The organism is Pseudoalteromonas rubra (genome assembly GCF_000238295.3).
Lineage (GTDB): Bacteria > Pseudomonadota > Gammaproteobacteria > Enterobacterales > Alteromonadaceae > Pseudoalteromonas > Pseudoalteromonas rubra.
In genome coordinates this window covers 651,775-666,075 of the sequence record NZ_AHCD03000044.1, presented here as the reverse complement: position 1 = coordinate 666,075, position 14,301 = coordinate 651,775, and the positions used below count along the sequence as shown (strand labels likewise).

Below are 14,301 nucleotides of genomic sequence, written 5' to 3'. Positions count from 1 at the left end.
GCAGCGGAGGCATAAAGCAGGCAAAGCTTGAATGTAAGTAATAAGAAACGGGGAATCCCTGCCCTTGCACCATTCAGGCTAATGGCTGAACTGCAAAAACCTAGATGTTAAAAATCGCCTTTAGGTTAAACTAAACCTGACTGGTCTCAATACAGATAAACTCAGGACCACCCTATTTCACACCAGCTGTCTTATAAAATACCAACCTCTTTTGAGACAGACAGTCGCAATTTTGCTAGGATGCCCGTTGTCTGACATATCCTTGGAAACCCTTACAATTGCGCCTTTTATCTCACTTACTTACTGTGTTTGTTTTACTGACTGCCTTTACAACCGAGGCTACCCCTGTATACGTGCAAGCAGGGCCCGGGAGCTTTAACCACGCGGCTCTAGACTTACTGACAGAGCGCAGCGCTGACGCCTACCAACGCCTTTACTCGGGCACGCCGGATGATACCTATACGGCAGCAACAGAGAATAATGCATGGGCATTCAGTGCGCTGGCCAATTCGACCATTGACGGGCAGCTGGTCCCGGCAATTGTGAATGCCATGCGCAATTACCGGGTAACCGCGTTCAGCGCCGCAGTGCATATGCCCATCGAAATGTGTGTATTTGGATTAAACAAAACGGGTAAGATCACCCATGCGGCCTCTCACCCTGCGGCTTTGAAACAAATCAGCAACTGGCTCAGCGCGCATCAGATAACGACCATCCCTGTGCCTGAAGGCACCAACGAAGCAGCTCGACGACTGGCTCACGGGCTGTTTGATCAAAGCACAGTCGCTATCGGCAGCTGCGCACTTAAAAGTGTGTACCCTGAGCTAACATTGCGTGAAAAGGGCATTCAGGACCAAACAGATAACCACACCCTGTTTGGGCTGATGAAACTGGAAAAACGGCCTCAACAGATCAGCCACAGTGCAGCACGCATAGCGCTGAAACAGGTCGTTGATCAAGCTAATGAACAGATCAAAGCACGAGCGGACTCCAGCAAATCTGTGTTTGCGTTAATTGATAAACGCCTTGCTCAAATGCAGTTGGTGGCACTATTTAAAGCCAACAAGCACAAACCCATTGAAGACTTATCTCGTGAAGCTGTGGTGCTCTCAAAAGCGCTGGAACAAGCCAGACAGCAATGCCTGGATACAAGTAGCGTGAAAGCATTTTTTCAGGCACAAATGGATGCAGCCAAAGCGATTCAATACAGATACCGTGCACAATGGCTGGCGGAGGGTGTGCCCAGCAAAACAGCCGATCTGGCAAAGTTAAGACTTACACTTAATCAACTCGGTTCAGCCATACTCGAAACGATGACCGCTCATTTGAAACAACATGGTAACCTCACTCCTGAACTGGAACCTGTTTTTCATACTACGCTGGTCACAGATAACTTAACGGGCAAAGATAAACAAAGACTTTACCAGACACTACAAAGCGTACGCAGGGTTGAGAACTGCCAGGCAACCGACTAAGCCGCTCGCACTTATCTATCCATCAGCCCTTCGCGCCAGTAAAGCATAAAGGGCTGAGATAAGAACCAAACCGTATTGAACTTAAGATGATTCAATGAGCGTGTAATACACTTCAAGCATCTGTAGAATTAACAACGCTGAATCTTTGTCGTACGTCGCAATAACAGGCTGGGTAGTCGCCATTTCGGCTCTCGCCACAAATACCTCATGCGTACTTGGACTGCGATAATAAGTCTCGGTCACCCACGCTCCCGCAGAGTTAAATTGTACTTTCAGTGCCCCCTCGTCAGTCACTGACCATTGAGTATCAATACTTTCGTCTTCCCCCTTGTACTTGAGTGTGCCTGTACCGTCTGCCTTAAAGGTGTGTTCAATCACATTCAGCTCTACACGTTTAAGCGAGGCATCCCCATGGGCATTGTCATTGTCTTTAACAATCATATACAAGGGCTCAGCAATGAGTGCCTGTGCGCTGAACTTCCCCGCCAGATCTGTCGAAGCGTCATAGTATTTACTGAAGAAGATGAGATCGCCCACAGAATTATCTAGTGCCAGTAAAAGCCCATCCAGGGTCTCAAAAACATCTATTTCCTTATCCCCCATCACAATCACAGACCTATTGACCTGATAAGGAATAGATTCGTCACCGACTAACGCTACACCATCGTGCATCACTAACTGTTTAACACCTTCACGCGCGAAGCGCCCGGCACTGGTTGACCCCATATACCAGCGTCCTTCGTCCTGCTCCAGCTCATCTTCCAGGTCCCGGGTATCTGGTAAAGGGTATGATGTTTCTATCACCCTATGAGCTGCCCACGCCTGGCCATCTTCGGTCTTCTCCAGCACCAGCATGTCTATATCGTCGAGCGTCATTTGCTGAGCGTATTGCACCAGTCCTACCGTCTCGCCAACCAGCTCGTCAGATAAGCTGGCATCGTCTTTGAAAGAGGAGAAATGCTCGGGAAGCAGTTTTACAATTGAACGGGCAACTAAGTGAATACGCCTGGATTCAGCTGCGGTCAATGGATCTGCTCCGGATTTGGCCAATACAAAGTCGCCTTTGATCAGGTCGGCATTGAGATTCAGTTCAGCCGCCAGCGTATCCATATCGACATTTTTAAGCGCTGCCAGCGTTGTAAACGGTGAAATGATATCCGTATCCGAGTGTGCAAGGAGTGTATATGTCTGATCAGCATGGAGATCAAAATCCGTATCGTATGTTTGCTCTCCAATCACTTTAATAATGACATTGGCATCTGCCGGTACTTCAGCCTGCCCTTTTACATTAGTTGTTAACACCTGCGTTTTACCCGTACTATCCTTGACCCTTATCTCTTCACCAGTATCACACACCAGGTTGTCATTCTGATCGTCACATACAGTAGCATTCACCAGGTAGCCATCAATGGCGGTAATGGTGCGTGTTTCTGTTGTCTTTACAATCACTTTTTGATCTTCTGTCACCAGCTTTGATTTAGCCTCTTTCTCGTCGTTGCTACCACTACAGCCAATCAAAGCCAGTGAAATCGCGCACGCCAAAAATGATTTGCATGAAGTGAGTTCAAAACACATTAGATTTCCTTATTAAACTATAAGATAAACGCAAATATATAACTATGAGTATCTACAACCTAAATACTTAGAATACAGATAATTGAGTAATTACAGGGGTAAATCAAGGGAATAAATGTGAATATACAAATTGAAACAACAAGGATCAGGAAGAAACAAAAAGCGAGTCACTTTATACGTTTAAATGGCAAAGACATGACACAAATAAGACAAAGTATAATATAAAAAATTCAGAATATTAAATAAAAAACCGCCATCACAGTTATGATAGCGGTTTCTATATATATTTAGGGAAAGATAATACCCTAAAAAGTCACAAAGTCAGTTACTTCTTCATTCGACGAGTAAACAATGCCAGAGACATCAGCAACAAAGCGAATGAACCAAAAGAACCACTGTCTTTTTCAGGCTGCTCAACGATGACCTTAACATTTTCCGTTGACGATGCGCCAAAAGAATCTGTCACAGTCACTGCAAACTCAAGTACTTCGTTCTTTTCAACTGAAGGGGCAACCAGACTCACTGTCGCACCACTGCCGGATACGTTCACGCTCGTGCCAGAAACTTGCTTCCAGCTAAATGTCAGCTCATCGCCCTCCGGGTCAACCGAAGCTGACGCGGTCAGTTCAATACTCTGACCTTCAGCAACCAAAGTCGCGTTGGCTGTTAAGACAACCTGAGGCGCTTTGTTTTCAGCAACCGCGACCGTAAATAGCTGCGATGACTTGGCACCATACTCGTCTTCAACCGTGAACTCATACACCAGGGTTTGACCAATCTGTGCTTCATCAGCCTTCAATGTCAAAATGGCTGTCTCCGAAACAGGAGTCGAATCATCGCTTGAGAGACTCTTCCAGCTGTAAGACAAGGTATCGCCCTCAGGGTCAGTTGTTGCACTTGCATCTAAAGTAAACTCCGACCCGCCTCGAACCTCAATACTTGTCTCAGTGACATCAATCACAGGTTGCTTGTTCTCATCGATGGTAACGGTAACACGTTGTTTAGATGACGCGCCATACTCGTCAGTTGCTGTGACTTCAAATACCTGAGTTACTGTCTCACTGACTGCTGGTGCAACAAGCGTATACGTTTCTTCAGTGCTCAGTACAACTTCAGGTGCATTGATGTCAGCCCAGGCAAACGTATAGCTATCTCCATCCGGATCATTGGTACCCGTTGCATCAAAAGTCACCTCCATGCCACTTCTGATGTTGAAATCCGTTTCTGTCAGTGTGATTGCTGGACTCTCATTATCGCGTACGTCGACATTCAGAGATTTGAGCACAACATTATCATTACCGTGAGAAACAGAGCCATCTTTGCTATATACAAACACAATCGTGTTTGACCCTTTTTTCAGGTCATAAGAGACTTTCTCGTACGCATTATTTAAACCGCTGTTTCGAAGCACTTGCTGACCGTTAAGGAAAACAGTAAAGAAGTCAAAGTTTTGCTCTGATGATAATAGGTATTCAAAATCAATACCTAATGCCAGACCATGGTTTATCTCGCCAATCAGAACTGACTTTTGTGAACTTCCACTAATGCTTGGATCCTCAGTGCCATCAGAGATATTACCGCTGCTCACTACTGGCAGGACAGACTCTTCCTCGGTTTCCTCCACACCCAGTACCCAGGCAGCATCTCCACCACTGAACCACTCTACAAGCGGATCTGTACCCATATGCGCATTGACATTAGCTACGCTTGCAGGGGTTTTCTCAAAATAATAATCACGACCACGCGCTTCTACGTCCTGATTAACCAGCTCAGCACTTAATCTAAACTGACCTTGCTGTGCGCTCTCCTCTATATCCACAACCACTGTACAAGATTGATTTTGTTCAACTGTTTTACCCGCACAGTTGTCAGTATTGATTGTGATCCCCGCTGATTCATCAGTCAGTGCTATGTTTGAGACTTCAACCGGTACACTCGACTGATTCAGCAGCCTGACTGACATGGTCGGTTTATCCGGCACCATGGTATAGGCAGCTTCGAACTCAACATATTGCTGTTTTACCGTAACCCACTCATTTAACACCGCTACATCAGCATAAACACCAGGTTTAAACTCATATGCACATCCATCTCCCCAGCTGACTACACCAACCTGGATCCAACGGTTATCACGATTGACAATCAGTGGACCACCACTGTCGCCCTGACAAGAATCCTTGCCGCCCGCATCAAATCCGGCACAAAGCATATTATCCGAAATTCGACCTTCATAGTGCTGGGCATCATTACACACTTCGTTAGAGATATAAGGTACGTCCACTTCATGAAGCTTATCAGGTGACGGACCACCCGAATAAAGTGCGCCCCATCCCATTACCTTGAAGTTCTCTCCCACCACGTAGCTGCGCTTTAATTCAGGGTCGGCCAGTTCAATTGGTGTGATCCCTTCAACAGGCGCTTCCAGAGTCAGGACTGCAATGTCGTTGTTGTAGGTATAAGTATCATGATAACGCTCATGCATTATGATATCAGTCACTCTGTAAAGCTGCCCCTGACTTTCGTCAGTAAGGTCATGACTGCCAAATTTGACCGCAAAGTCACCAGCACTCCACCCCTCGACACAATGTGCCGCAGTCAGTACTTTATTTGGTGCAATGAGCGAAGAGCCACAATAGTGGCCATATTCATTACCACTAAAAAGTTGCAGGCTTCCCATAAACGGGTAAGCAAATGGGGTTGCTTCACCCCCGCCGACTATTCTGACATTGTCCATCGCAGCGCGAGATTGCAGAGGCTGCTTTTCCTTCGCGAACGCAGCCCCTGTTAAGGAACCAGATGCCAATGTGAATAGAAGTATTTTTTTTATTGTCGAGTCCATGTAGATTTTCCTGATTGTGATACTACTGTGTTTTCTTAATGCAAAACATTCAAAAAAATATCACAAAAACGTCCCTAAATATAAAACAAAATACCCTAGGCCCTGCTGTTCGGACAAAAAACAAACGAAACCCTATAAAAACCATCAGATTTGAAGAGAATTAACAAGTAAGAAACAAATTTATTGCCATGACAGGACAGTTGCGCATCTGAAAATCGACTGGCCGAAATGATATGGCCAGTCAGTTAAAGTGTTCACGTCACAGACCCCATTGCAGGGTCCGTGATTGATTAGTTAAAGTGTGTCATCCAGCCACTTGAAGAACTCCCGCTGCCAGACAATGCCATTTTGCGGAGTAAGCACCCAGTGGTTCTCTTCAGGGAAGTACAGGAAGCGACTTTTCAGACCACGCAATTTTGCTGCCTGGAATGCCTGAATACCCTGCTCCAACGGTACACGGTAATCTTTACCACCGTGGATAACAAACATAGGCGCATCCCATTTATCCACATAACTGATTGGATTAAATGCCCCATAAGTTTTGTCGGTAGCGGCGTTTTTCTCCCAGTATGCACCACCAAACTCATGGTCAACGAAGAAGATTTCTTCTGTACTACCATACATGCTGCGCAAGTCGAAAATACCACAATGTGCGATAAAGGATTTGAATCGACCATCGTGATTACCAGCCAGATAAAAAGCGGAATAACCACCAAAACTCGCACCGACTGCTGCGATGCGGGTCTTATCAACATAGGACGCTTTAGACACCTCATCAATGGCGTCGAGGTAATCCTGCATCACCTTACCACCCCAGTCCTGAGTGATGTCTTCATTCCACTTAACCCCATGTCCCGGCATACCACGACGGTTCGGTGCAACCACAATATAACCTTGTGACGCCATTACCTGGAAGTTCCAGCGGAAAGAGTAAAACTGTGAAAGTGCCGACTGAGGTCCACCTTGTAGATACAATAAAGTCGGGTACTTCTTCGATTCGTCAAAGTTTGGCGGATAGATAACCCAGGTCAGCATGTCCTGACCATCTTTGGTCTTTACCATCTGCTTTTTAACGGTAGGTAGGTCCATATTGGCATAAAATGCATCATTGACCTTGGTCAGTGCACTCAGCTTTTGGCTTTTCAGATCAAAGCGGTAAATTTCCTTCGCTTTGTTCATGCTGTTGCGCGTTACCACCAGTTGCTTATCCAGTGCCGCCACAATGCCATTCACATCGAACTGGCCTTGGGTGAGCTGCTTAATGGCTGGTCTGGCTTTTGGATTCGTGGTCACAGAAACCTGGAATAACTGGATCGTGCCGTCAGTCGGTGCCACAAAATAAATGTGTTTACCGTCTTCGCTCCACTTAAAGCTGTTTACCGTGCCATCCCAGTGCGCAGTCAGGTTGATGTTGTGATTTTTAACTCTGATGATGATGTCGTTCTTATCAGCTTCGTAACCTGGTGTGGTCATTTGCAACCAGGCAAGATGCCCTTTTGACGAAAATGCGGGGTACTTGTCATAACCAGGGTTGCTTTGTGTCAGGTTAGTCGTCTGCTTACTGGCCAGGTTATAGCGATAGATATCGGTATTGGTGCTGGCAACATATTCTGCACCGGTGAGCTTTTTGCTCACATAATAGATGTTCTCGCCTTTTGGTCCCCAGATGTAATCACTGCCGCCGCCAAATGGAGAAGTCGGGCTATCAAAAGGTTGCCCCAGCATAATGTCGACTTTTTCTTCTGTTTTCAGATCCTGATAAAACACATGCTTATAACTGCCATCTTTCCAGGTGTCCCAGTGACGGTAGTTCAGATCATCATATACATAGGCATTTGCTTGAGTCAGCGCCTTGTGTCTGTCAGATGCCAGCACGGCTTCCACTTCAACCTTTTCATGGAACAATTTTTTGCTGCCATCAGGTGAGATTTTGCTGTTTGCCAGCAGTCCCTGGTATGCGTCAAGAAGCTGAGGAGTTCCGCCTTTGAGCGGCACCTGATAGACTTTGCTGTCAAAGTTGTTCATCTCAACACTGGGCATGGTCACTTTGTAAATGACGTGGGTTTTGTCTTTATTCAGCCCCAATGCACTAACACGTTTTACCTGCCAAAGTTTTTCCGGCGTCATCACCTCTTTGGCGGCCACACCGGTCGTCACTGCCAGTCCCAGGCCAGCACTTACTAGAATTCGCAACATCGCGAAATACCTCCGAAAATTGAATCCCAGCTAGCCTACCTAAATTAACAGAAAGTTAAAAGAGATAGCGATGAGTGGCTTTGCTCTGCACAGTTATGACCTATCAACTTAAATAGACAGCCCCCTTTGGCCTGTGATCTGAGCCATGCCACCGACAAGCAGGCGTGTAACTCCCTGCTCATCAGACTCAAGCTCAGCTGTGATACGCGAGGTACATCCCATCGCACGTCCTTGTTCAAACACAAAATGGTTGGACCGAGCGGGATATACATATTGATTTAAATAGCACGCCAATGCCCCACTGGCACTGCCTGTGGCTGATTCTTCCGGGATACCAAACAAAGGCGCAAAGTTACGACAACGCGCCGTGAATATTCCGCTTGCATCACTCAGCTCAAACGCATGTAAACCAATGACACCATGTTCACGGGAAAAGTCGCTCAGCGCCTGCTGGTCCACTTTAATCTTATCCAGATACCCTACTGTTATGGGTACAATGATATCCGGTAATCCTGTTGATATAACTTCAACTGGCAACTGAGTTACACTAAATACAGACACATCCAAGCCAAGGAGTGCGGCGATCGGTGCGTAGTCGAAGCGCTTAATATATTGGGGTAGATTTTGCGCCATTACAACGCGCCCATTTGCGCCGACCGTTACGCCAAGCCGGCCCGCTTTGGTATTTTGCGTGTAATCCCCGTCGCTGATAAGCCCTTGTTCAAACATCACAGAAAACGCTGCTAAAGTGGCATGTCCACAAAAGTCGACCTCATCCGTTGGCGTAAAAAAAGACAACGCAAAATCGGCCTCACTGTCTGATGAGACAAACGCGGTTTCAGAAAACCCCACTGACCGCGCAATGGCCAACTTTTGAGAGTCTGTCAGACCGTCGGCCTTTAGTACAACACCTGCTGGGTTTCCGCCCTTGCCTTGCTCTGTAAAAGCATTAACCAAATAAACTGTGAGATGATTCATATTTGTTCCTGTCTGCCATTGGACTCAGCTGATACCAGTCAGCGCATAACTGGCAACGCATGCCATTTCAGTGATTAAACTGCTTGCGAGTGACCCACCAGCACAATAGAGATCCCGTGGTAACCATAAACACGCCCTGCACAAAGCTCTGCGATAACACCAACCCCAGTATTAGAGAGGAAAGTGCTGTTGAAAGCACTGGCGTGAAATACGACAAAGTAGCCAGCAATACCATGTTGCCCCCTATAATGGCGTAGTTCCAAAGCGCATATCCACTTCCTAATGCGATACCGGTCAACAACAGTAAACCTGCAGATTCGGCGTTAAACACCATCATGCGCTCATTACTCAGCGCAAATTTGAGCCATAAGCTTACTGCGGTCATCATAAAAAATAGGGTAATGGCATTTTGGCCATTTCCAATACGTTTTGTTAAGATGCAGTAAAGTGCCCATAAAAACGCACCAACCAAAGCCATTGCATAGGTTACAGGGTTGGTGGCCACATTCGTGGTGATCTGTTGCAAGGTCAGCCCTTGCTCCCCAGTGATACTCCAGGCAACGCCGAGGAAAGCCAGCAAAATACCCGGATAAACCCACTTACTACATGGTTTTCCGCTGCTGAGCACCGCCATCAGAACAGTCAATGCTGGCCATAAGTAATTGATTACCAGCATCTCTACAGCCTGCTGGCGCGAGTTTGCCATCGCCAGAGCTAAAGCAAGGCAAATCTCATAGGCAACAAACAAACTACCTCCGACAAGGAGATAACGTAGCGAATACAGCCTGAGTTTAGGCACGCCCATCACTGCTATCAAAAACACTGATGCCACAGTATAAATCGAGGCGGCGCCACCGATGGGGCCCAGCATTTCCGTCACGGCACGGACTAACCCCATGACAGCGCTCCACAGCAAAATAGCGGCCACCCCAGCCAGTGTATATTGATATGACTTGTTCATGATTTTAAGCTATGTGTTGATGAACCCATGATATTAGACATGACGGAGACATCACGAAATGAACGAGTTCTGAGTAAATTAGAAAATCAAACTGCCTGCACGATACCTCGCGACTATGCGATATAGCAAATTTTTATCCATAAATTATCCTACGTATCAGTTAATTGTCGGATAATTCTGCCACTTACCGCGTATCTATTCCAAAAAGTGTTACAACATATCATAAATAGGGGATGTATCGAGCGACGGTTTATATTTCTAACACAGGCGTATGGACGGTCAACGACAACAACGAGTAGAGTAATAAAACAATGAAAAAGCTTTCTATTTTAACGTCTTGTATTGCGCTGGCATTGTCCGGTTCAGCACTTGCTGTCACGCCTGAAAACAACAACACGCTCACCTATCAGGATCTGTTCAATATCGAATATGCCGCCAACCCGGTAGTTATGCCGAACGGCAAGCAGGTTGTTTATGAACGCCGTAGTATGGACATCATGACAGACAGTCTGAAAAGAAACCTCTGGACGGTATCACTGGATGGAAAAACACACTTGCCTTTGCTGTCAGATTCTAAAAACCATTTCAGCCCGGTCTTTTCTCCCGACGGCACCAAAATGGCCTACCTGTCGAGCAAAGAAGGCAAAGTACAAATTTATATGCGCGACCTGGCCACCGGCCTGACTGCGCGGGTCACCGATGTCAACATGACACCCAGCGGGCTGAGTTTCTCGCCAGATGGTAAACAGCTGGCTTTCTCCATGTTTACGCCGGGCAAATCCAAACCCCTGTTTAACCTCGATTTTAAGCCCAAAGGTGCCAAGTGGGCCGATAATGCTCAGTATATCGACCAAACTTTGTTTCAGCGTGATGGCGCCGGAATGAAACGCCCGGGTAATATGCACGTCTATGTGGTCCCAGCAATTGGCGGGTCACCAAGACAGATCACCTCAGGTGCACATGACTTCGCGGGCGCTCTGGCCTGGACAAAAGATAGCAAGCAGATCATTGTCTCTGCCAACACCCACGACGATGCCCAGTTTGACGTTTTCAACAGCGATTTAATGGCCATTGATGTCTTAACTTCAAAAGTCACCGAGCTGACCGCTATGTCAGGCCCTGAGGGCAGCCCAAAGATGAGCCCCAATGGCAAAAAGCTGGCATTTACTGGCTTCGAAGACAATGGTAAATCAAATCAGATAGCAGAGCTGTATGTGATGAACCCGGATGGTTCAGACATGAAACGCCTGACACCGGATCTTGATCGCAGCGTCGGCAATGTAAAGTGGGCCGACAACAGCAAAGGCTTATATTTCAGTTACGACAACGAAGGTAAGAAACACGTCGCATATGTCTCTTTGTCTGGCAAGATGAAAACGCAAACTGATGCTCTGGGTGGCATGAGCCTGGGTCGCCCTTACACATCAGGTCAATATGATGTGACCGACAACGGACAGGTGGTGTTCACTCAGTCCACTGGTGTACGCCCTGCCGACTTAGCGGTGGTCTCCAAACGTGGGAAAGTCACTCAGCTGACCGACCTGAATGGCGATGTATTTGACCATAAAACACTGAATAAACCTGAGCTGATGGAAGTGAAAAGCAGTGTCGATGGCAGACGCCTGCAAGCCTGGATTGTGACCCCGCCTAACTTTGATCCGAAGAAAAAATACCCGCTGATCCTGGAAATTCATGGTGGTCCGCACACGGCATACGGCCCTGAGTTTTCAACCGAAGTGCAGCTGTTCGCAGCCGCCGGTTACGTCGTGGTTTATGGCAACCCAAGAGGCTCAACGTCTATGGGGGCTGACTTTGCCAACGAGATTGATAAGAACTACCCATCAGAAGATTACAACGACCTGATGGATATGGTCGATGGCGTCATTGCAAAAGGGTATGTTGATGAGGAAAACCTGTTTGTCACCGGCGGCTCAGGCGGCGGGACGTTAACGGCCTGGATCATCGGCAAAACGGACCGTTTTAAAGCATCGGTCGTAGCAAAGCCAGTTATCAACTGGACCAGCATGATCGGTGCGTCTGACATTTATACCTTTATGACGCGTTACTGGTTTAGCGACCTGCCGTGGAATGACTACGAGCAATACTGGAACCGCTCGCCGCTTTCTTTGGTTGGTAATGTTAAGACACCCACTATGGTACTAACCGGTGAGCTCGACGTCCGTACACCAATGGCAGAAAGTGAGCAGTATTACGGTGCACTAAGACTGCAAGGCGTAGACAGTGCCTTTGTACGTATTCAGGGCGCTTATCACGGTATCGCAGCTAAGCCTTCCAACCTGGCACGTAAAGTGGGTAACATCCTGGCCTGGTTTGAGAAATACCGAACCGACAATAAAGAAGACTAAATCTTAGCGGCCACCCGCCATGCAGGTGGCTTTTTCCTCAAGGACAGCGGCATAAACACACCGTTCCCCTTTTATGCAGCACAATGCGTTGATAAAACCGTGTCTTTAGTATGGCTATATAACCCTTAGATTCTCCCTGGTAAGCATCCACTTGCAAGTCCAAAGTGATATAATTTGGACTCGTGATAGAGCGCTTCTCAGTATCCAACTATTGTGCTGACAAGTTATATTGACGACGCACTTCATCCACTAAACGGTGGCGTGAGCTTCTTTGCCTTTCATGAGGTGCAAATAAAGCACTGACTGAGTCCAGCAGGTTAACAGCGCTCTCCAGCTGTTTTAATTGAGTCGGCTGAAGTGTTTCTTGTTCAATGAGCTGATTAATTTCGAGGATTGCTAACTCCTTGGCGGCAATATCCTCTGGCAAACCAGAATGAGTGCATAATCCATAAGTTCCATAGAGGAAATGTTGCCACTCCTGCTCTATATGCGCATCAAGATCGTCATTTAATTGCCGGCTGTGTAATACATGACCGGCGTTTTTTAACTGTTCTAGTGCATTTTTATAGCGCTGTGAAAACAGCGCATAAGCATCGCTTTCCTCACTGAGTGCAGATACACACCCAAACCAGGCAGTATAACCTTTTGCATAATATTCAAGCGCCTGGTCTTCATTGTGCTCACCAAAAAATGAGTCACACTGTATGTTCAGTACAATGCGGTATGAGCACTGCGGCATTAACCCTTTTTCCTGAAGCGCTTGTAATATTTGTGGCGTAGCCCTGGTTTGTGCGAGCAAGGTACTTTTGGTAATAAAGCGCTCGTTTAAATAGTGAAGTAGTTCCATTGAGACAACTCTCCTTTTTTATTATTGTAAAAGAATATTAATCGTTCTTCGCTGTCTGTAGAAAGGGTGATAAAACTGCCCTCTTTGCTGTAGCACCCGACAAAATGGCCTACGCTAATCATCACACAAATTAGGAACGTTCTCTATTAAATCGTAAAATATTAAGAAATTTACTTGCTTTTTTTCTGTGTTAAAATCGTCCGTCCAAATCTTCATGGATAAAATACGGAAACAAACATGGACTTTCCTCAGGCGGAGTTAAGCTATCTCGGGCTTTTTCTGGTGGTTATATTTATTGCTAAATTTCTCTATAACGCCACCACCTCGTACGACACTTTTACTGAAATTCAACAAAACAAGAACCAGGCTTTGGCAGTATCTATCAGTGGTTTCTTAATCGCAGTCACCATGATGTATGTGGCGGTTCTTCAGGGACCGAGCAAAGGCCTGCTTACCGACCTCATCAATGTGAGCCTCTACGCATTCACAGGGCTGGGGTTATTGCTAATCACCCGAGTGATCAACGACAAGTTGTTACTTCCCAGGTTTTGCAATAAAGAGCAAATCATCACGCATCAGAATTTAGGGGTTGGCGTTGCACAATTTGCCAGTTACATCAGTGCAGGCCTTATTGTCGCCGGGGCTCTGATGGGAGAGGGCAATTTCACCTCCGCCATCGTGTTTTATCTGCTTGCTCAGTTAGTCCTGCTTATCGCAAGTAAACTGTATGATGCGCTGACGCATTTTGATCTGCAACATGAGCTGAAAAAGCACAATATGGCTGCTGCCTTCAGCTTTGCCGCAACCAAGATTGCCACTGGTATTATCTTATTCCACGCACTGCGCGGAGGGTTAGAAAGCTGGTCACAGAGCATTACTTTATTTTTCGTCGACGCATTAATTGCACTGGTATTACTGCCCGTTGTACGTTTGCTGACTGACTTGGTGCTGATGCCTGGCGTGAGGGTTAACAAAGCTATCGCAGAAGGCAACACTGCGGTTTCTCTCATTGAGGGTAGCGTGGCTGTGTCAGTTGCACTGACCATTTTCTACACACTGTAAAA

Annotated in this window: 9 protein-coding genes; 3 read left to right on the top strand and 6 right to left on the bottom strand. The window is 46.6% G+C overall.

Features of this window, described 5'->3' with window-relative positions; translation table 11 throughout:
* The first annotated feature begins 278 nt into the window (after positions 1 to 278).
* Positions 279 to 1,475: a gamma subclass chorismate mutase AroQ gene (gene aroQ, locus PRUB_RS23650; RefSeq protein ID WP_010380287.1), complete on the top strand. Its 1,197-nt coding sequence runs from the start codon at positions 279 to 281 to the stop codon at positions 1,473 to 1,475.
* 81 nt (positions 1,476 to 1,556) lie between these two features.
* On the opposite strand, the gene PRUB_RS23645 is transcribed toward aroQ, so the two are convergent.
* The 5 genes from PRUB_RS23645 to yddG all read right to left on the bottom strand — a co-directional run bounded on the left by PRUB_RS23645 (position 1,557) and on the right by yddG (position 10,024).
* Positions 1,557 to 3,050: a hypothetical protein gene (locus tag PRUB_RS23645; protein WP_010380285.1), complete on the bottom strand. Its 1,494-nt coding sequence runs from the start codon at positions 3,048 to 3,050 to the stop codon at positions 1,557 to 1,559.
* A 325-nt stretch (positions 3,051 to 3,375) separates the two neighbouring features.
* Positions 3,376 to 5,889, bottom strand: a complete 2,514-nt coding sequence (locus PRUB_RS23640; protein WP_010380284.1) for a serine protease — start codon at positions 5,887 to 5,889, stop codon at positions 3,376 to 3,378.
* Positions 5,890 to 6,183: 294 nt separating this feature from the next.
* Positions 6,184 to 8,085 carry a S9 family peptidase gene (locus PRUB_RS23635; protein ID WP_010380282.1) on the bottom strand — a complete coding sequence of 634 codons (1,902 nt, stop codon included), beginning with the start codon at positions 8,083 to 8,085 and terminating at the stop codon, positions 6,184 to 6,186.
* Between the two features lie 108 nt (positions 8,086 to 8,193).
* Positions 8,194 to 9,063, bottom strand: coding sequence for a PhzF family phenazine biosynthesis protein (locus PRUB_RS23630; RefSeq protein WP_010380281.1), 870 nt, complete (start codon positions 9,061 to 9,063; stop codon positions 8,194 to 8,196).
* Positions 9,064 to 9,130: 67 nt separating this feature from the next.
* Complete coding sequence (gene yddG / locus PRUB_RS23625; protein WP_010380279.1) at positions 9,131 to 10,024, bottom strand: aromatic amino acid DMT transporter YddG; 894 nt, start codon at positions 10,022 to 10,024, stop codon at positions 9,131 to 9,133.
* A 311-nt stretch (positions 10,025 to 10,335) separates the two neighbouring features.
* Here yddG and PRUB_RS23620 point away from each other — a divergent pair, with 311 nt between their 5' ends.
* Complete coding sequence (locus PRUB_RS23620; RefSeq protein ID WP_010380277.1) at positions 10,336 to 12,390, top strand: S9 family peptidase; 2,055 nt, start codon at positions 10,336 to 10,338, stop codon at positions 12,388 to 12,390.
* Positions 12,391 to 12,598: 208 nt separating this feature from the next.
* Here the strand turns inward: PRUB_RS23620 and PRUB_RS23615 are convergent, their stop codons facing one another.
* Positions 12,599 to 13,237, bottom strand: coding sequence for a DUF6058 family natural product biosynthesis protein (locus tag PRUB_RS23615; protein WP_010380275.1), 639 nt, complete (start codon positions 13,235 to 13,237; stop codon positions 12,599 to 12,601).
* Positions 13,238 to 13,474: 237 nt separating this feature from the next.
* On the opposite strand from PRUB_RS23615, the gene PRUB_RS23610 reads away from it, so the two are divergent.
* Entirely contained in the window at positions 13,475 to 14,299 is an 825-nt protein-coding gene (locus PRUB_RS23610; RefSeq protein ID WP_010380274.1) for a DUF350 domain-containing protein, read from the top strand.
* Positions 14,300 to 14,301 lie beyond the last annotated feature (2 nt).

Bases quoted from the DNA above. Each gene is read 5' to 3' on its own strand.
- PRUB_RS23640 (WP_010380284.1), bottom strand. From the start codon at position 5,889: ATGGACTCGACAATAAAAAAAATACTTCTATTCACATTGGCATCTGGT.
- PRUB_RS23615 (WP_010380275.1), bottom strand. From the start codon at position 13,237: ATGGAACTACTTCACTATTTAAACGAGCGCTTTATTACCAAAAGTACC.
- PRUB_RS23630 (WP_010380281.1), bottom strand. From the start codon at position 9,063: ATGAATCATCTCACAGTTTATTTGGTTAATGCTTTTACAGAGCAAGGC.
- PRUB_RS23635 (WP_010380282.1), bottom strand. From the start codon at position 8,085: ATGTTGCGAATTCTAGTAAGTGCTGGCCTGGGACTGGCAGTGACGACC.
- PRUB_RS23620 (WP_010380277.1), top strand. From the start codon at position 10,336: ATGAAAAAGCTTTCTATTTTAACGTCTTGTATTGCGCTGGCATTGTCC.
- PRUB_RS23645 (WP_010380285.1), bottom strand. From the start codon at position 3,050: ATGTGTTTTGAACTCACTTCATGCAAATCATTTTTGGCGTGCGCGATT.
- yddG (WP_010380279.1), bottom strand. From the start codon at position 10,024: ATGAACAAGTCATATCAATATACACTGGCTGGGGTGGCCGCTATTTTG.
- PRUB_RS23610 (WP_010380274.1), top strand. From the start codon at position 13,475: ATGGACTTTCCTCAGGCGGAGTTAAGCTATCTCGGGCTTTTTCTGGTG.